This is a genomic window from Formosa sp. Hel1_31_208 (genome assembly GCF_900104785.1).
In the GTDB taxonomy this organism is placed as follows: domain Bacteria; phylum Bacteroidota; class Bacteroidia; order Flavobacteriales; family Flavobacteriaceae; genus Psychroserpens.
Genome location: NZ_LT629733.1, coordinates 117,120 through 134,762, shown reverse-complemented (window position 1 = coordinate 134,762; position 17,643 = coordinate 117,120). Strand labels below are relative to the sequence as shown.

Annotated in this window: 14 protein-coding genes; 9 read left to right on the top strand and 5 right to left on the bottom strand. The window is 34.6% G+C overall.

Features of this window, described 5'->3' with window-relative positions; translation table 11 throughout:
- Positions 1-132: 132 nt before the first annotated feature.
- Together BLT57_RS00585 and BLT57_RS00580 are read right to left on the bottom strand one after the other, a co-directional pair.
- Positions 133-810 (bottom strand): response regulator transcription factor, encoded by a 678-nt coding sequence (locus BLT57_RS00585; protein ID WP_091420802.1) that lies wholly within the window; start codon positions 808-810, stop codon positions 133-135.
- On the bottom strand, positions 803-2,344 hold the full coding sequence (locus BLT57_RS00580; RefSeq protein ID WP_091420799.1) for a sensor histidine kinase KdpD: 1,542 nt from the start codon (positions 2,342-2,344) through the stop codon (positions 803-805). Before BLT57_RS00580 ends, BLT57_RS00585 begins: the two co-directional genes overlap by 8 nt.
- A gap of 124 nt (positions 2,345-2,468) precedes the next feature.
- Here BLT57_RS00580 and BLT57_RS00575 point away from each other — a divergent pair, with 124 nt between their 5' ends.
- From BLT57_RS00575 to BLT57_RS00555, 5 genes are all read left to right on the top strand, one after another.
- Positions 2,469-2,837 carry a hypothetical protein gene (locus BLT57_RS00575; RefSeq protein WP_091420796.1) on the top strand — a complete coding sequence of 123 codons (369 nt, stop codon included), beginning with the start codon at positions 2,469-2,471 and terminating at the stop codon, positions 2,835-2,837.
- A 10-nt stretch (positions 2,838-2,847) separates the two neighbouring features.
- A complete protein-coding gene (locus tag BLT57_RS00570) occupies positions 2,848-3,696 on the top strand; it encodes a GLPGLI family protein (protein WP_091420794.1) in 849 nt (282 codons plus the stop codon).
- Between the two features lie 167 nt (positions 3,697-3,863).
- Entirely contained in the window at positions 3,864-4,781 is a 918-nt protein-coding gene (locus BLT57_RS00565) for a GLPGLI family protein (protein ID WP_091420793.1), read from the top strand.
- Between the two features lie 138 nt (positions 4,782-4,919).
- Complete coding sequence (locus BLT57_RS00560; protein WP_091420791.1) at positions 4,920-7,670, top strand: TonB-dependent receptor; 2,751 nt, start codon at positions 4,920-4,922, stop codon at positions 7,668-7,670.
- Between the two features lie 261 nt (positions 7,671-7,931).
- The gene (locus BLT57_RS00555) at positions 7,932-8,783 is read left to right on the top strand and encodes a GLPGLI family protein (RefSeq protein ID WP_091420790.1); all 852 of its coding nucleotides are present in this window, start codon (positions 7,932-7,934) and stop codon (positions 8,781-8,783) included.
- A 66-nt stretch (positions 8,784-8,849) separates the two neighbouring features.
- On the opposite strand, the gene BLT57_RS00550 is transcribed toward BLT57_RS00555, so the two are convergent.
- Together BLT57_RS00550 and metK are read right to left on the bottom strand one after the other, a co-directional pair.
- On the bottom strand, positions 8,850-10,664 hold the full coding sequence (locus BLT57_RS00550; RefSeq protein WP_091420789.1) for a hypothetical protein: 1,815 nt from the start codon (positions 10,662-10,664) through the stop codon (positions 8,850-8,852).
- Positions 10,665-10,844: 180 nt separating this feature from the next.
- Positions 10,845-12,098 carry a methionine adenosyltransferase gene (gene metK / locus BLT57_RS00545; RefSeq protein WP_091420788.1) on the bottom strand — a complete coding sequence of 418 codons (1,254 nt, stop codon included), beginning with the start codon at positions 12,096-12,098 and terminating at the stop codon, positions 10,845-10,847.
- A gap of 546 nt (positions 12,099-12,644) precedes the next feature.
- Between metK and BLT57_RS00540 the strand changes: the two genes are divergently transcribed.
- Together BLT57_RS00540 and BLT57_RS00535 are read left to right on the top strand one after the other, a co-directional pair.
- Positions 12,645-13,742, top strand: coding sequence for an acyloxyacyl hydrolase (locus tag BLT57_RS00540; protein ID WP_091420786.1), 1,098 nt, complete (start codon positions 12,645-12,647; stop codon positions 13,740-13,742).
- A complete protein-coding gene (locus BLT57_RS00535; RefSeq protein WP_091420783.1) occupies positions 13,739-14,488 on the top strand; it encodes a head GIN domain-containing protein in 750 nt (249 codons plus the stop codon). Before BLT57_RS00540 ends, BLT57_RS00535 begins: the two co-directional genes overlap by 4 nt.
- A gap of 3 nt (positions 14,489-14,491) precedes the next feature.
- Here BLT57_RS00535 and gldA read toward each other — a convergent pair whose 3' ends face one another.
- Positions 14,492-15,388 (bottom strand): gliding motility-associated ABC transporter ATP-binding subunit GldA, encoded by an 897-nt coding sequence (gene gldA, locus BLT57_RS00530; RefSeq protein WP_091420780.1) that lies wholly within the window; start codon positions 15,386-15,388, stop codon positions 14,492-14,494.
- A gap of 281 nt (positions 15,389-15,669) precedes the next feature.
- Between gldA and BLT57_RS00525 the strand changes: the two genes are divergently transcribed.
- Together BLT57_RS00525 and BLT57_RS00520 are read left to right on the top strand one after the other, a co-directional pair.
- Complete coding sequence (locus BLT57_RS00525; protein WP_091426580.1) at positions 15,670-16,497, top strand: prephenate dehydratase; 828 nt, start codon at positions 15,670-15,672, stop codon at positions 16,495-16,497.
- Entirely contained in the window at positions 16,494-17,639 is a 1,146-nt protein-coding gene (locus tag BLT57_RS00520; protein ID WP_091420777.1) for a pyridoxal phosphate-dependent aminotransferase, read from the top strand. The genes BLT57_RS00525 and BLT57_RS00520 overlap by 4 nt, the downstream gene beginning before the upstream one ends.
- Positions 17,640-17,643: the final 4 nt, after the last annotated feature.

Genomic DNA, 17,643 nt, shown 5'->3' with positions numbered 1-17,643 from the left:
AACTGAAAAATACAAAAATTGAACCATTATTAATCAAACTACTTTTAATTATAAAAATTATGTATCCATATTTAGATGTTTAGTAATCTCAGTACTCATGCCATAGTAAATAAAACGCAGGTCAATGGGCGTTTAATTCACCAACTTATATCCAAATCCTCTTACGTTTATGATTTGTACACTTTCGTCTTTTTGTAGTTTTTTGCGCAGTTTAGAAATAAAAACATCCATGCTTCGAGCAGAGAAAAAGTCGTCATTTCCCCATAGTTTTTTGAGAATTAATGACCGATCTAAGACCTGATTTTTGTTTTTAATCAAATGAAATAATAAATGTGCCTCCCTGTGTGTGAGCTGTTGCGATTCATTTTCGAAGTGTAATTGTTGCTTCGGGAAATCGAAGGTGTAAGCTCCAACCTCAAAAATCTCTGAAGTTTTTTGAGTTTTAGTGCGGTTGAGTAGGTTGTTAATTCGAACAATGAGTTCTTCCATGCTAAAGGGCTTCTTTAAATAATCATTGCCTCCAATGGTGAATCCCTCAACGACGTCTTGAGTTTGTGATTTTGCGGTGAGAAATATTATAGGAATCCTATCATCAATGGCTCTTATTTCTTTAGCTAAAGTGAAGCCATCTTTTTTAGGCATCATCACATCTAATATTAAAAGTTCTGGGGATTCTTTTTGGTATGATTCAAGTGCTAATTCACCATTTTCACATAGAAGTACGTGAAAGTCTCTTGTTTCTAAACTCTCCTTGATAATTTGCCCTAATGCTGGTTCGTCTTCAGCGAGTAAAATGGTGATTTTAGACATTGGGCAAGGAGATTTTAAATGTGGTTCGTTTGTTTTTTAGATCAAGTGTGAGACTTCCATGGTGCTTATCAATAATTTTTTTGGCATAATACAAACCAATCCCAAACCCTTTTATATCATGTGTGTTGCCTTTAGGGACGCGATAAAATTTCTCGAAAATACGTTCTTTATTCGTTTTAGATAATGAGTGACCGTTATCAGAAATGGTAAGTTCAATTTTTGATTCGCTTTGTTTCAAATCCACAATAATGTCATCACCACCATATTTAAAGGCATTGTCAATAATGTTGTTAACGGCGTTTTCAAAATGAAAAACATCAACCTTTGCTATAATATCGCTAGGGATATTGCTTTGTATAGATTTGAGATCATTCTGAATCTTATGTTTGTCAATTATCGCTGTAATCACCTCGGAAATATTATAAGTGTCAATATTGAGTTCTAAGTTTTCACTGTCTAGAGTGGCCGTTTCCAAAAGCTTTTCTACCATGGTATTTAATTTAGAGAGTTGTAGGGTAGACATGTCTAAATAATTATTTGTTTTGGCTTTATCATTTAGAGCATTAAAATTTTGTATACTCTCTAATGCAACACCTATGGTGGCTATTGGTGTTTTGAATTCATGGGTAATATTACTAATCAAGTCATTTTTTACTTCGGCTAATTGTTTTTGGTGTTTGATAATTTTCAATAGGTAAAATAAGCAACTAATAACAGCGAGCACTAAAAGTGTCGAAATGATAATAGTCCAAACAATTCGCTTTAAAACCACCCATGTCTCATTTTCATAGTAAATATTAAGTTCACTGTTTTTTGGTAGTAATGTAGATTTAGCGGTATTGCTCAAAACGAGTTTATGGTTTTTATCTGAGTTCTTATACTCCAATAGATTTATATTGTTATGGTCTTCTGCTATGGAGTCATTGAAATCTAAGCGATATTCGAGATTTATATTTTTTCTGGTTAAATCTGATTTGAACAAGCTATCAATTTTCTTTAAATCCAAAGTGTCATTATTGATCGATATGAAGATTTTTGAGGTAAGCATTTCAATGCCTGAGATATCGACTTTAAAGCTGTCCGTTTCATAATTAGCCTTAATCTCCTTAAGTTTTTGTTTGAACTCTTTTGGAGATATACTTTTATTCTCACTTTTTTCCAGTTTTTCTACAGAATCTATTTGTAACCCTCTTAATACAGTAACTCCTTTTAAATCCCCAATTTTAAGAGAATCTAAGTGATTAAACCGTTTGTTAGATTCATCAATAGATAAAGAAAGTTCGTCGAGAAATCCACCGTCATCGAAGACATTTTTTTGAGCGTTTCCTTCAAGTTTTAAACCCAGTGTGGTATTTTGAGCTAATGCGGTATAATAATCGTCTACGGCTTTATCAAGACTGGTTTGCACGTCTTTAGTTAGTTGCTGCTTATTTGTTTGATAGTTCTTATAATTCCAGAAGGCCTGTATGCCGATAGTAGAAAGAATAACAATGACAATTACATAGAGTATATATTTGTATTTAGAATCATTCATAGGTCAAATGTAAATGTTAAAACGGTTAAAAACTAATCGGTTAACACACGTTAACACTGGTTAACGCAAAACCATTATAGTGTCAATTACATTTGTAGTGTATTAATCATTAAAACCAAAGAGAATGAAACAAGTATTAACTATTTTAGGGTTATTAATTGCCACTGTAAGCATGAGTTATGCGCAAGATATCAAAGGCCAAGTGACCATGGAGGACATTCAATTGAAAGATTTGAAAGTTTCGGTAACGGTTGATTCAGCCAAAGAAGTGGAAGCTGTTTTTGATTTAAAAGATATTAAGGCGCTTTTAGGAGAAGTAAAAGAAAATGAAGATATTTCATTCGAAATTATTTGTAACGGTAACAACATGTCTAACGGAGCTAAAAGTACATTATCTTATAGCGTAACTGGAAACACAAAGGATATAAATGGCTTTTTAAAAAGTTTAAAGAAAATTAGAAAAGCTGCAATCAAATATTATCAAAATAAATAAATCCAAACAGATGAAATTAGTAGTTAAATTAATCATTATATCAACACTTTTATTAATAACAAAAGTGAATGGTCAAGAGTTTCAAGGTGAGGCTACCTACAAGTCTAAACGAAAAATTGACATTAAACTCGACAGCACTCAAGTGAATTCTGAAATGCATCAACAAATGATGGAAATGCTTAAGAAGCAATTTGAAAAAACCTATATCCTTTCCTTTAATAAAGAGGAATCAATTTATAAAGAGGAAGAGTCATTGGCGCCACCGCAGCCACAAGGAGGCTTCGTGGTTATGGTGAGCTCTGGAGGTTCTGATTTGCTATATAAGAATATCAAGGAAAAGCGATATACCAATCAAAACGAATCCTTTAGTAAACTGTTTTTAATTAAAGATGATTTAAAAGATATTGAATGGAACTTGGAATCGGAGACTAAAAATATAGGAGAATACACCTGTTTTAAAGCAACAACAACCCGTGAGGTTGAAGATGTCGAAAGCGGAATTAGTTTTAATGGAGATAAAGATTTAAGTACAGCTGATAAGGAACCTAAAATGAAACTAATTACAATTACTGCTTGGTATACGCCTCAAATCCCAGTGAGTGCTGGACCTGGAAATTATCACGGACTTCCAGGATTGATTCTTGAAGTCAATGACGGAAGCGAAACAGTAATATGCAGTAAAATTGTAATCAATCCAAAAAACGCAACAGATATTTCTGAACCTGTTAAGGGAAAAGAAATCATGCAAGATGCCTATGATCAAATCATGGAAAAAAAGCTAAAAGAAATGGAAGAACGGACAAGAGTCAATACCAATGGTCGTGATGGTGAGCGTGTTGAGATTAGAATTGGAGGGTAGTAAATTAATTAAGAAAATTTTAACCTTTTCATAGTTAACTATTGCTTGTTTTTAAAGTCTTATGTGTTTAATTAAAGTATTTTTGAACGTTAATGTTATTATAAATAAATAACTTATGTTTAATACTTGTTTAGTTTTGTTAAACAAGTTAAAGACTTGACTCTATCATGAAAACACTAGTAACTAAATTCAGTAGTGCGGTTTTACTCCTACTTTTATCATTCAATTTAAATGCCCAAGATTTTCAAGGGCAAGCGATTTATCAAACCAAAACGTCCATGGATATGAGCGGATGGGGTGGCGGTCAAATGTCTGAACAGCAAAAAAAGCAGATTGCAGAACGAATGAAGAGTATGTTAGAAAAAACCTATGTACTCAATTTTAACCGTAGTGAATCCACTTATAAAGAAGAAGATAAACTTGCAGCACCAGGATCTGGTGGTAGTCGTTGGGGAGGTATGATGAGTAGCTTTACTGGTGGACCTCAATATAAGAATATAAAAGAAGCCTTAATCTTGCAAGAGCAAGAGTTCTTTGGAAAATCATTTTTGGTTAAAGATTCCTTACCTAAGCTAGAATGGAAACTCGGTAGTGAATCAAAACAGATTGGCCAGTACACGTGTTTTAAAGCAACAACAACAAAACCTGTTGATGAGATGGACTTTATGAGCATGCGTAGAAGAGGTAGAGGTAATGATGAAAAGAATGAAAGTGAAGAGTCAACAGATTCAACAAAGACAGATTCAGTAGCAACAGATTCAACCACAACGAAATCTGAAAATATTTTTGATGGTGTTGAAGTACCAAAATTTGTAGTTGTCACGGCTTGGTATACACCGCAAATTCCAGTGAGTACAGGTCCGGGTGAATATCATGGATTACCAGGTTTAATCTTAGAAGTTACCGCAGATAAAACGGTCATGCTTTGTACCAAAATTATAATGAACCCTAAAGATAAAGCTGAAATCCAAATGCCAGATAAAGGTGAAATTGTAACTCGTGATGAATATAATAAAATCATGAAAGATAAAATCGAAGAAATGAGAGAGATGTATGGCGGACGCGGAAGGGGGCGTCGAAATTAAATTAGAATGATCCACTGATAAATCAGTTTAAAATTAAATATAACCAAACCAAAAACAGTCATGCGTTCAGTAGTCAATTAAATCAATGACTAGCGTATGGATGTAAAAACTCACCAAACCAAAAACAGAAATTAGCAGATGAAAAAACTAATTCTACTAACAGTCTTGTTTGTAACAAGTATAGTTAGTGCTCAAGTGACAGTTAGAGGCGTAATTAAAGACAGTATTGGTAACCCACTAGAACTTGCTAATGTTATTGCAATTAACAAAGCCACTAAAGCAATGGCATCATATGCCATTACAAATGATAAAGGGCTCTATAAACTTGATCTTGAAAAAAACACGACCTACACGGTGCAGGTAAGTTATATTGGGATGAAGACACTTTCTGAAGAAATAACAACCAAGGAAACAAATATTACTAAGGACTATAAGCTCCAACTTGATAATGCCCTTGATGCAATAGAGTTAACCTATGAAATGCCTGTAACTATTAAAGGTGATACCCTAGTTTATAATGCCGATTCTTTTAAAGATGGCTCAGAGCGAAAGCTTGAAGATGTCCTGAAAAAATTACCGGGTGTGGAAATTAATGACGACGGACAAATTGAAGTCGAAGGTAAAGTCGTTAATAAATTGATGGTAAATGGAAAAGATTTCTTTGATGGGGATTCAAAATTAGCGACTAAAAATATTCCTTCAAATGCCGTAGATAAAATTCAAGTATTACGAAATTACTCAGAAGTTGGTCAATTAAGAGGCGTGACTAACAACCAAGATAATGTGGCGATTAATATCAAACTGAAAGAAGGAAAAGAGAATTTCTGGTTTGGTGATGTTACCGTTGGCGCCGGAACAGCTCCCGATAATGAATTGTATTTGGTACAACCTAAACTCTTTTATTATAGTCCGAAATATAGCATTAACGTCATAGGTGATATGAATAATATCGGTGAAGTCGCATTGACCAATCGTGATATTAGAAATTTTGGAGGTGGATTTAGACGTCCTAGCCAAGGTAGTGGAACCAACATTAATTTAGGGGATAACGGACTTGGAGGATTAACCAACCTTGGTAATGCTCAAGAGATTGAAACAAAGCTAGGTGCAGGTAACTTTAGTTATTCTCCAAACAAAGCTTTAGATCTTAGTGGATTTGTAATCTACAACAGTAGCCGTTTAAGAACACGTCAAGAAAGCTTTGTGAGATATATCAATTCAGATTTAGGAATTCCCGATGAAGAAACGGTACAAACGGGCAGAGAGGCCAGTAACCAGGGTGTCGCAAAGTTAAGTGCCTCTTACAAACCTAACTTTAATAATCAAATGGATTATGACCTTCTTGGTCGACTTTCAAAAGATTCAGAACGGCAAAATGTATTCTCATCAGTTGTTGGTGGTACAAATGAATTAGAAGAGGTGACACCATTTAGTATCAATCAAAATTTCAACTATTATTACACGCTAGACGAAAAGAATATTTTTGCACTTGAAGCACAGCATTTAATAAAAGATGAAGATCCATTTTATAATGCGTTGTTAGTGAATGACCCAACAAACAATGATGACGATCCTCAAGACCAGGATGCTTTTGATAATACAGCTACTGCTTTAGGATTTGATAGAGATCAATTTGGTTATAACCTTAATCAAGACAGACGAATCAAGTCGAATCAATTAGACGCTAAAGTAGATTACTATTATATCTTAAATAATAAGAGTAATATTAATGTCACCTTAGGTACGATTCTAAGTAATCAACGTTTTAATTCCAACATATTTCAATTCTTAGATGATGGCTCATTTTTTGATCCCGTAGCAGAATTAACAGATAGCGAAGGCAATCTTCTAAGAAATGAAAATGATACAGAGTACAACTTTAGCGATGTGTATTTGGGATTCCGCTACCGTGTAAAATCGGGAAAGTTCACAATTACTCCTGGATTATCACTACACGCATACGGAAACAAAAACACACAATTTGGAGAAGAGTTTAAAGATAATTTCTTTAGAGTGTTGCCTGAATTTGAAACCTTAATTCAATTTAAAAAGAGCGAAACCTTAACCTTCCGTTACAACATGAGTAACTCGTTTACTGATGTTAATAGTTTAGCTGAAGGCCTAGTATTAAACAGTTTTAACAATATTAGTTTTGGTAACCCTGAATTGCAAAACTCATTATCACATAACTTGAGTTTGAGATATTTTAGTTTCAATCTTTTTAATTATACCAACGTATTTGCCATTGCAAATTATAGTAAGAATATTGATCAAATTAGAAGTGCAACGAATTTTGATAATGTCATTAGAACAAGTTCGTTTTTCAATTCAAACTTCGCAGATGAAACCGCTAGTGTATTCGGTCGTGTTGAACGTACCTTTAAAAAGATTAGAGCTAGAATGGGTGTGCGTTTTTCTTACTCTAAAAGAAACCAATTCGTTCAAGACTTGCGAACAGTAAGTGAAAGCTTTAGTCAATCTTATACACCAGAGTTGCGTACTAATTTTAGAGAAGCACCAAATGTACGATTGAGATATCAATACTCTATTACAAATAATGATCAAGGTACGACATCAACAAAATTTGTTACCAATGCACCATCGATTGAATTTGATGCATATATATGGAAGTCATTAACCTTTAGAACAGATTATACCTATACCAATCAAGATGATGGTGTTAGGCCTTCGCAATCCTTCCAAACTTGGGATGCGAGTTTAGCCTATAGAAAAGATAGAGACGCAAAATGGGAATATGAAGTAAAAGCCTCTAACTTATTAGATATCGATGCTAGAATAAACAATAGTGCTGGTAATATTTCAGTATTTAATTCATCAACGTTTATTCAACCGCGATTCATTACATTTAGAGTAATATATACATTATAACGTAATTTGGGCGTTCCCTCATTTTCACAACGAAACGTTATGCAAGGTTGAGGTCAGGCTGTCCATTATATCTTTTGTAAACAAAAGGATGCCATTTCCATCCTTAACGCAAAACCGAAGTCACCTCTTTTGAGGTGACTTCGGTTATTTTAAAACCCGAGAGATGAAAGGATTATACTGTTAATTTTATGATAAAGACACAATATTTGTTTAACAATTGATTAGATTTGTTAGACATTTAATCAATTATTTACTTTTATTATGAAAATACGTATGAAGCATATAGGCATTTTGACGTTAGGTTTACTACTTACTTTAAACGTTAATGCTCAAGACTTTCAAGGACAAGCAACTTATATTTCAAAATCTACTATGGATTTAGGAGCTTGGGGAGCGCGAATGAGTGAAGCTCAAAAAAAGCAAGTCATGGCACGTTTAAAAAACAGACTTGAAAAGACATATATCTTAACCTTCAACAAAGAAGAATCTATATTTAATGAAGGTGATAAGCTAGATGCCATGTCTGGTGCCACAGATTCTTGGGGTAAAAATTTTGCTGCAGGAGAACAATACAAGAACGTTAAAGATAACGTACAGATACAAGACCAAGAGTTTTATGGAAAGCGCTTTTTAGTTAAAGATAAGTTACAGCCAATAGAATGGAAAATGGGCACAGAGTCGAGACAAATTGGAAACTATATGTGTTTTAAAGCTACGGCGACCATACCTAGTGATGATCTAACATGGTATGCCTTCTCATGGGATAAACTAAGACGTAACGCTCCAGCTGCAGATAAAGCAGAAGGAGAAACAGCTGAAGGAGAAACCACAGAGACAGAGATTCCAATGACAGAAGTTGAGGCTTGGTATACACCTCAAATCCCCGTAAGTCATGGTCCATCAGAATATTGGGGACTTCCTGGATTAATACTTGAAGTAAGTGCAGGAGACACGACAATGTTATGCTCTAAATTGGTTATCAACCCTGAAGAGAAAGTAGAGATTCAAGCACCAGACAAAGGAAAAGAAATCACGAAAAAAGCGTATCAAGAAACCATTGTTACTAAAATGCAAGAATTTCGTAACAATCGTATGGGACGAAGTAGAGGATAAGCAAAACTTTAAAATATAAAAAAAGCCTTCTCAATCGAGAAGGCTTTTTTGTACTAATAATTTTAATTAATTATCTCTTATGACATGAACAATACCAGTTATAGTATGTGGATTGCCATTAAAGTCTTCATAACTTCCACTAAAGTTGATATCGATATATTCTCCAACGTCGCCTAAGGCTGTTAGATTGAATACGATACCATTATTGTTGTCATTAATATTGTTGCATTCTGAAATATTAAAACCAATAGAAGTCACATCGTTCCACTCTAAATAACCGTATTCGCCTACATAAGGTGCTTCATTAAGTACTCCGAATAAATAAAAACACTCTTGTTGACTCCCAAAGATAGTTAAACTCGGACCGTTTGTATTCGGACTTGATGTTGTGAAATCAGCCGAAATGCCATCTACAATAAATAAGCTCTCAGCACCATCATCAATTGTATATTGTATAAACTCAGTCACCGCATTACATGCAGAAATAGTTCCAATGTCTGTTAAAGGGGTGGTAAACGTATAGTTAATGCTATCAGTCACTTGAAGGTTTACAAAGTCACTCGCTTCAATTGAAAACGTATCAGAGCTATTACATCTAATAAGATTGATTTCAAAATTTCCGTCAGTTACGGCATCAGTAAAAACCTGATTGCCAAAACCTAATTGCACATAACCATCTGTTACTGAATCACCATTACAAGTATTAAACGTGCCAATAACTGTCTCAGAAACGATATCAAGGTTGTCAGGAATAACAATACCTATAGAAGAATCTGCATTAAATGGCCCGATAGTTTGAGTATATATAGAATTGTTACCACAAACATCAAAAATATAGACATTAAGTTCTAGGGTTTCATTACTTGGGACCAATCCGCAAACTTCACCATTTTCGTTGGTATTTCCACTACTAGTGCCAAATGTGTTACTCGTTAGAGTGATATTTAAATTTGATAATAAACTACCAGTTTCATCTGAAGCCGTAATACATAAATTCACCGCTTCAGCAGGAATATCACAGTTCCAAAATGAAAAATGTGATACATTTCCTATATATTCGTTGCCTACTAAAGTTGCTTGACCTTCTTCAATCCAAAACCCATTGGTTTCATCAAAATACCACAACGGAATCGTATTTGGAGCCGTGGCAATTAAACTCGCATCTACCGGTACTCTGATTTCAGCAGTTGAACCTTCAGCCAGATTTAAATCTTCACCTCCATCACCTCTAAGTTCTACAGCTAACATCCCTAAAGTTTGCAGCATACGCTCTTCATTTTGTGCATTTGCCGCATATAACATGCCTGGCATTTGATCTGGCATATCTTCATCAACTGGATCTAAGTGATGCATGATGACATTCACATTTCCTGAGTAAATTGTTCCGTCAGGTTTTATATAATCGCCTTCAAGTGCAACCGAAGCACCATTTCCTAAGCTAATGGTTTCTTGAGTACCACTTGCAGTAGTTCCCGCCACTGTTTCTGGAAGCATCATAATGCGAATTTTATTCGTACCACTGCTAGGTACAACAGCTCTTGACGCATGGATATAACCCGTTTTATCAGCTTTTACATATCCAAAGCGCTGATTAACAATTGCATTATTGATAATAAACACACCATTGCTATCAGTCATTACTGAAGAAGAGCCAATACTTACCATCACATTTTCAATGGGATTATTATTGGTGTCTACGATGGTTCCTAAAAAGTCTCTTGTGATTTCACTTCCGAAATTTTGAATAAAAGCTGTGGGGTCTGGGCCTTGATTTTGATTTGGTGGAGTGCTCGGACCATCATCGGTTTCACAGGAAAATACAAGTAACATACTAATTAAAACGAGGGTAATGGATTTTGATAACTGTTGCATTGATTTCATATAAGTTGTTTTAACGTTGTTTTATATATAACAGTCAAAAGGTAAAAATTCCTAAGTGTTATATAAATGTAAGATGCAGAATATAGGAATTGGTTGCGTCATATCTCGAAATGCTTTGAAATAAAAAGTCCTCTCAAAATTATTTTGAGAGGACTTTTTTGTTACATAAATGATCCGTTTTTATAATTCAAACGCTGCTTTTATTTTATCTACGTAATCTAGTTTTTCCCACGTAAACAATTCAACCTCCAGGCTTATTGGTTCTCCGTTTGGCTGTTCAAATGTTTTACTTACTGTTTCAGACTTGCGACCCATATGACCATAAGCTGCTGTTTCACTATACATCGGTTGGCGCAGTTTTAAGCGCTTTTCGATAGCAGCAGGGCGCATATCGAAAATGTTTTTAATTCTTGAGGCAATCTCTCCATCGGTTAGATTAAACGGACAGGTACCATAGGTGTCAACATAAATAGAAGTAGGTTCTACCACACCAATAGCATAACTCACCTGCACTAATACTTCGTCACAAATACCCGCTGCGACCATATTTTTAGCAATATGTCGTGTGGCATAAGCTGCACTTCGATCTACTTTACTTGGGTCTTTACCTGAAAAAGCACCACCACCATGAGCACCTTTTCCACCGTAAGTGTCTACAATGATTTTTCGTCCAGTCAATCCAGTATCTCCATGAGGTCCACCAATCACAAATTTCCCTGTTGGATTAATGTGGTAGGTAATGTTGTCATTGAATAATACTTGAATATGTTCGGGTAATTTAGCGATCACTCTTGGAATCAAAATGTCGACAATATCTTTTCTAATCTTGGTAAGCATATCTTCATCAGCTCCAAAATCATCATGTTGTGTTGAAACCACTATTGCATCAATACGCTGTGGAATATTATCATCACTGTACTCAATAGTTACCTGACTTTTAGAGTCTGGACGTAAATAGGTGATGTCTTCATGTTCACGTCTTAAATCGGCGAGCTCTTTTAATATGCGATGCGAAAGATCTAAAGCCAAAGGCATATAGTTTTCTGTTTCACGAGTTGCATAACCAAACATCATACCTTGGTCACCAGCTCCTTGTTCGTCTTTATTTGCTCTATCTACTCCACGATTAATATCTTCAGATTGTTCGTGAATAGCAGAGAAGACACCACAAGAATTGCCATCAAACATATATTCGCTTTTAGTGTATCCAATTTTATTAATAGTATCACGCGCAATTTTTTGCACATCGAGATACGTATTTGATTTCACTTCACCAGCAAGTACAACTTGTCCAGTAGTCACAAGAGTTTCACATGCTACTTTTGATTCTGGATCAAAAGCTAAAAAATTGTCAATTAACGCATCACTAATTTGATCTGCGACTTTATCTGGATGTCCTTCAGAGACACTTTCCGAAGTAAATAAATATGCCATATAAACCTTTTGTTTTGTGTGTTTTTGAAAAACTAGTAGAGATTGCTTGGTCGCTAAAGAAGTCTTAAACTAACTGCTTTAGCATTTTTTTTATGAGGTTGCAATCAGAACAAATTTTTCCTCCAAATTATTACGGCGTAAAAGTAAAAAAAATAAAAGCGAGAGTTAATTATTTTGCAAAAAGTTTGGATATTAAATTTTCTGTCGGAAACAAAGTTGAAAAACTTATTGAAATGGTATCAAGAAAGGCAGAAGGATAGGACCCGATGAAGCCATAGCAACCCTCAGTTTATTTAAGAAAATACTATATTCTATTAAAGAGGCGATTCATTTATTGCAGACTTGGATAGATAACTTAAACGTCCTTACTCATCTATAGTTGCATATTTTATTTTTAACATTGTTCTGTGGCGTACGCTTCTAGTGAGGCTTATAGTCTAATAAACAAAGACTTACATGTGTCTTGGGTAAGAAGAAGTGGCTTTAAAGTAGCAGAAGACAAGGAAATCTAAATATTCTGTTATTTTTGTGCCATAACTAAATTTAATGAAGGGCTTTTTATCCTACTTATTTTGCTTTTTTTACCTCCTTGTAAGTGCTCAAGATGAAGACCCTAAACGTTTCAGTATTGACGCCAATATATTCTATGGAACCATACTAGAGCATAATCCTGATATTTCTCATTTAATAACGGAACATCCAACAGGCTTTATTCTTGCTTACAACCGGAAAACCTATGGATTTAATGATTGGGAAAGTCGTTTCAACTATCCAGATTGGGGGTTTTCGATGGTGTATCAAAACATGGCAAACGAGACACTCGGTGAGAATTACGGGCTCTATGCACATTATAACTTTTATTTCCTAAAACGGAATCTTAATTTGAGAATCGGACAAGGGGTAGCCTATACTACAAATCCGTATGATAAGGTGTCAAACTTCAGAAATAGTGCTTATGGTTCAGATTTGTTAAGTACGACCTATCTTATGTTTAATTATAAGAAAGAAAATATATTTAAGGGTTTTGGCTTGCAAGCAGGAATTTCTTTAATTCACTATTCTAACGCGAATTTTAGGGCTCCAAATACATCTACTAATACTTTTGCCTTTAATATTGGGACTAATTATGTGTTCGATTCTGAAAATGAGCCAGAATATATGGCTTCAACAGAAACTAAAAAGTATACAGAAAAGATAAAATATAACTTTGTATTTCGCACAGGTGTCAATGAAAGTGACGTCATTGGATTAGGACAACACCCATTCTTTATTTTCTCTGCATATGCCGATAAGCGTTTAAATCGTAAAAGCGCCATTCAAGTGGGTACAGATGTGTTCTTTTCTAAGTTTTTAGAGGAATTGATTTATTTTTATTCGGTTGCTTTTCCCGAATTGAATGTGTCCGGTGATGAAGACTGGAAACGCGTTGGTATATTTGTTGGACATGAATTATTTATTAATAAGATGTCCATAATTACACAATTAGGCTATTATATCTATTACCCATACGATTTTGAGGGGCAGGTGTACAATCGGGTTGGAATGAAACGTTATTTTGGCGACACATTTTTTGGCGCCATAACACTTAAATCTCATGGAGCAAAAGCTGAAGCAGTTGAATTTGGAATAGGCGTAAGATTATGAAAAAAATAGTTTACATAGTAGTTGCGGTTTTACTCGTATCATGTAACGGCGAAAATGTGCCAGATTGCTTTCAAAATGCTGGTGATATTATTGAAAAAGAATTCAGCGTAGATGCCTTTTCACAAATTACCGTTTACCCTCGTATAGAATTAATTGTAACAGATGCACCAACTCAAAAAGTACGAGTTCAAACTGGTGAATATTTAATGCCTGAAATTGATGTTCGTGTTGAAAATGGGAGATTAAAGCTATTTAACGATAATGCATGTAATCTCACAAGAGACTATGGGATTACTAAAGTATTCGTGAGTGCGCCAAATCTTACTGAAATAAGAAATGGATCGAGTTATACCGTGAGTAGTAATGGCGTATTAAATTATGAAACCCTTAAGTTAGTTTCTGAAGACTTTATTGAAGATAATGGTGTAAACACCAATGGGATGTTTGATTTAGAAGTTGATTGTGATGCTATAGATATTGTGATTAATAACTTATCTACCATATATATAAGTGGATTTGTTGAGACTTTATTTGTTGGATATTACTCAGGAGACGCCCGATTTGAAGGACGTGATTTGGTAGCACAAGATGTGTCCATTTTTCAGCGCAGTAGTAATGATATGATTATTAACGCACAGCAATCATTAACCGGTGAAATTAGAAGTACAGGTGATGTTATTCTAGTTAATACGCCGTTAGCCGTGAATGTGCAACAATTCTATACAGGTCAGCTGATTTTTGAATAGTCTTTATTTTGAAGTTAATTCTCTAAACAAACTTTCCAAACTCGCATTTTTTTGGTTCAACTGAAGAATTTTTAGATCATTGTCATGTGCAAAATCGAATACATGAGATCTCATATCTTGGGTTGTGGCAAATGTAATTTCATAAATAAAACCATGTGTGTTTTTAACCAATTTGGCATTAGGGAGCTTTAGAAGAAAGGTGTCTTCCACACGATAGTCAAATTCTACAATAACGGTTTGCTCTTTATCATCTCTTAATGCCTCTAATTTTTTGTCGGCAACAATGACTCCTTTATCAATAATAATGACACGATCACAAATGGCTTCAACTTCCTGCATGATATGAGTCGAAAGAAATACAGTTTTATCTTTTCCTATAGTGGTAATTAGATGTCTTATATCTACCAGTTGATTAGGGTCAAGACCCGTAGTTGGTTCGTCTAAAATTAAAACTGAAGGATCATGTAGCAAAGCAGTCGCTATACCAACTCGCTGACGATAACCTTTAGATAATTGACCAATTTTTTTATGTGTTTCTGGCGTCAAACCAGTAAGTTCAATGACCTCTTGAATTCGAGATTTAGAAACCTTGTAGATGCCAGCATTAAATGTTAGATATTCTTTTACATACATATCTAAATACAACGGGTTGTGTTCGGGTAAATACCCAACATTATGTTGCACATCTTGTTTTTGTGTTTCCACATGAAAACCGCTCACTTTAGCAACACCTTCGGAGGCATTGATATAAGTGGTTAAAATCTTCATCAATGTTGATTTGCCTGCGCCATTCGGTCCTAAAAAACCTACGATTTCACCTTTGTTTATAGAAAATGAAATATTGTTTAGCGCTTTTTGCTCGCCATATAGTTTAGAAATATTTGCTACTTCAATTGACATACATCGATTTATTTATTCAAAAATAATAATTATTACTCAGGAGATGCTTTAAATTGCTAAATCTTTAAAACTCATTCTTCAACCCTAAAAATTATGTTATAACAATTTTAATTTCTTAAAATAATAAGTACATTAGCACTTTAATAACGATATGAATTCAATAAATCATACATATTACAGCTGGTTTTATTTCTTTTTTAACGAAAAGAGAGAGGCGATATATGTATAATTTATGAACAATAAATATAATATGAGTCTCGATGAAAATCGAGACTTTTTTTATGATAACATCAGTAGCCATACAAGGAATTAGAGGATCTTTTCATCACATTGTATCACAGCAATTTTTTGATGAGTCGATAAATGTCAATGAATATTTGTCATTTGATAGCGTCGTAGATAGTATTTTAAATCAAAAAGATGGTGCCGCGATTATGGCTATTGAGAACTCAATTGCGGGATCTATCATCCCTAATTATGCATTAATTGACCAACATGATTTACGTATTGTAGGGGAGCATTATTTAGATATTCAGCATCATTTGATGGCCTTGCCAGATCAGTCGATAAATGATATTAAGGAAGTATATTCACATCCTATGGCACTGTTGCAATGTAAGACGTTTTTTAAGCAATATCCACACATCAAGCTTATAGAAGATAAAGACACGGCTGAAGTCGCACAACGTATTCAAAAGTCGCAAACAAAACACGTGGCAGCGATAGCCTCAGAATTGGCAGCTCAATTATTTAATTTAGAGATTGTGGCGAGAAGTATTCAAACGATTACACATAACGAAACGCGTTTTTTCATTGTAAAAACTCAAAACTCTGAAATTTCAGAAGATGAGATTAATAAAGCCTCTGTTAAATTTGAACTAGACCATAAAAGAGGAAGTTTGGCGACGATATTGAACGTATTAAGCGATTGTAAGTTAAATTTAACTAAAATACAATCACTTCCGAAGATAGATACACCTTGGAAATATGCTTTTTTTGTTGATGTTACATTCGAAATGTATAGTGATTATCATAAAGCAAAATCCATAATGGAAATTATGGCACAAGATTTTAAAGTATTGGGAGAATATAAAAATGCAAGACTATGATACAGATTGCGAACCGACTTAAACATGTAGAAGAATATTATTTCTCTAAGAAATTGCGAGAAGTAAGATTGCTTCAGTCACAAGGAAAACCTATTATTAATCTAGGAATTGGTAGCCCAGATTTAAATCCACCAGAACGCGTACTCAATGCTCTTGTGGAAACCTTTAATGAAACTGGTGCGCACAAGTATCAGAGCTATCAAGGCACTCCCGAATTACGTGAAGCTATTGCTAACTTTTACAAAAGACAATTTGGTGTTCCTTTAAGTCCGTTAACAGAAGTCCTTCCGCTCATGGGAAGCAAAGAAGGGATATTGCATATTTCTTTAGCATTTTTAAATGAAGGTGATGAGGTGTTAATCCCGAATCCTGGATATCCCACCTATAATTCAGTGACTAATTTAGTTGGCGCTGTGCCTGTTGCTTATGATTTGACAGAAGAAAACAATTGGTTTCCAGATTTGGTGGCCTTAGAAAAAAGAGGTTTAGAAAAGGTTAAATTAATGTGGGTCAGTTATCCGCATATGCCTACTGGTGCACAGGCTTCAAATAAGTTGTTTGAAGATTTAATCACCTTTGCAAAACGCAACGATATTTTGATTGTAAATGACAATCCTTACAGTTTTATATTAAATCGTTATCCGCGAAGTATTCTAAAATATAAAGATGCGAAAGAGGTATGTTTAGAGTTGAATTCCTTGAGTAAAACGTTTAACATGGCGGGTTGGCGTGTTGGCATGCTCTTAGGTAAAACAGAGTATGTGAAAGCGGTATTACGCGTTAAAAGTAATATGGATTCTGGAATGTTTTTAGGGATTCAGAAAGGTGCTATTGAGGCCTTAAACTGTTCGGAAATGTGGTACTTAAGTTTAAATAGCGTGTACGAACAACGTCGAAAAATTGTATGGCAAATTGCAGAAGCCTTGAATTGCACGTATGATAAAGGTGCGACAGGTTTGTTTGTTTGGGCAAAACTACCCGACTACATTGATGCCGAAGAATACGTCGATCTGATACTGAAAGAAAAGTCAGTTTTTATCGCGCCAGGAACAATTTTTGGAAGTAATGGAGATAGATATATTCGCATATCACTTTGCGCGCCACAAGAAGAACTAGAGGAAGCATTAGAACGATTGAGATAGAATA

Coding starts and splice junctions, on each gene's coding strand:
- BLT57_RS00540 (WP_091420786.1), top strand. CDS start 12,645: ATGAAGGGCTTTTTATCCTACTTATTTTGCTTTTTTTACCTCCTTGTA.
- BLT57_RS00580 (WP_091420799.1), bottom strand. CDS start 2,344: ATGAATGATTCTAAATACAAATATATACTCTATGTAATTGTCATTGTT.
- BLT57_RS00535 (WP_091420783.1), top strand. CDS start 13,739: ATGAAAAAAATAGTTTACATAGTAGTTGCGGTTTTACTCGTATCATGT.
- BLT57_RS00570 (WP_091420794.1), top strand. CDS start 2,848: ATGAAATTAGTAGTTAAATTAATCATTATATCAACACTTTTATTAATA.
- BLT57_RS00575 (WP_091420796.1), top strand. CDS start 2,469: ATGAAACAAGTATTAACTATTTTAGGGTTATTAATTGCCACTGTAAGC.
- metK (WP_091420788.1), bottom strand. CDS start 12,098: ATGGCATATTTATTTACTTCGGAAAGTGTCTCTGAAGGACATCCAGAT.
- BLT57_RS00550 (WP_091420789.1), bottom strand. CDS start 10,664: ATGAAATCAATGCAACAGTTATCAAAATCCATTACCCTCGTTTTAATT.
- BLT57_RS00555 (WP_091420790.1), top strand. CDS start 7,932: ATGAAAATACGTATGAAGCATATAGGCATTTTGACGTTAGGTTTACTA.
- BLT57_RS00585 (WP_091420802.1), bottom strand. CDS start 810: ATGTCTAAAATCACCATTTTACTCGCTGAAGACGAACCAGCATTAGGG.
- BLT57_RS00560 (WP_091420791.1), top strand. CDS start 4,920: ATGAAAAAACTAATTCTACTAACAGTCTTGTTTGTAACAAGTATAGTT.
- BLT57_RS00520 (WP_091420777.1), top strand. CDS start 16,494: ATGATACAGATTGCGAACCGACTTAAACATGTAGAAGAATATTATTTC.
- gldA (WP_091420780.1), bottom strand. CDS start 15,388: ATGTCAATTGAAGTAGCAAATATTTCTAAACTATATGGCGAGCAAAAA.
- BLT57_RS00525 (WP_091426580.1), top strand. CDS start 15,670: ATGATAACATCAGTAGCCATACAAGGAATTAGAGGATCTTTTCATCAC.
- BLT57_RS00565 (WP_091420793.1), top strand. CDS start 3,864: ATGAAAACACTAGTAACTAAATTCAGTAGTGCGGTTTTACTCCTACTT.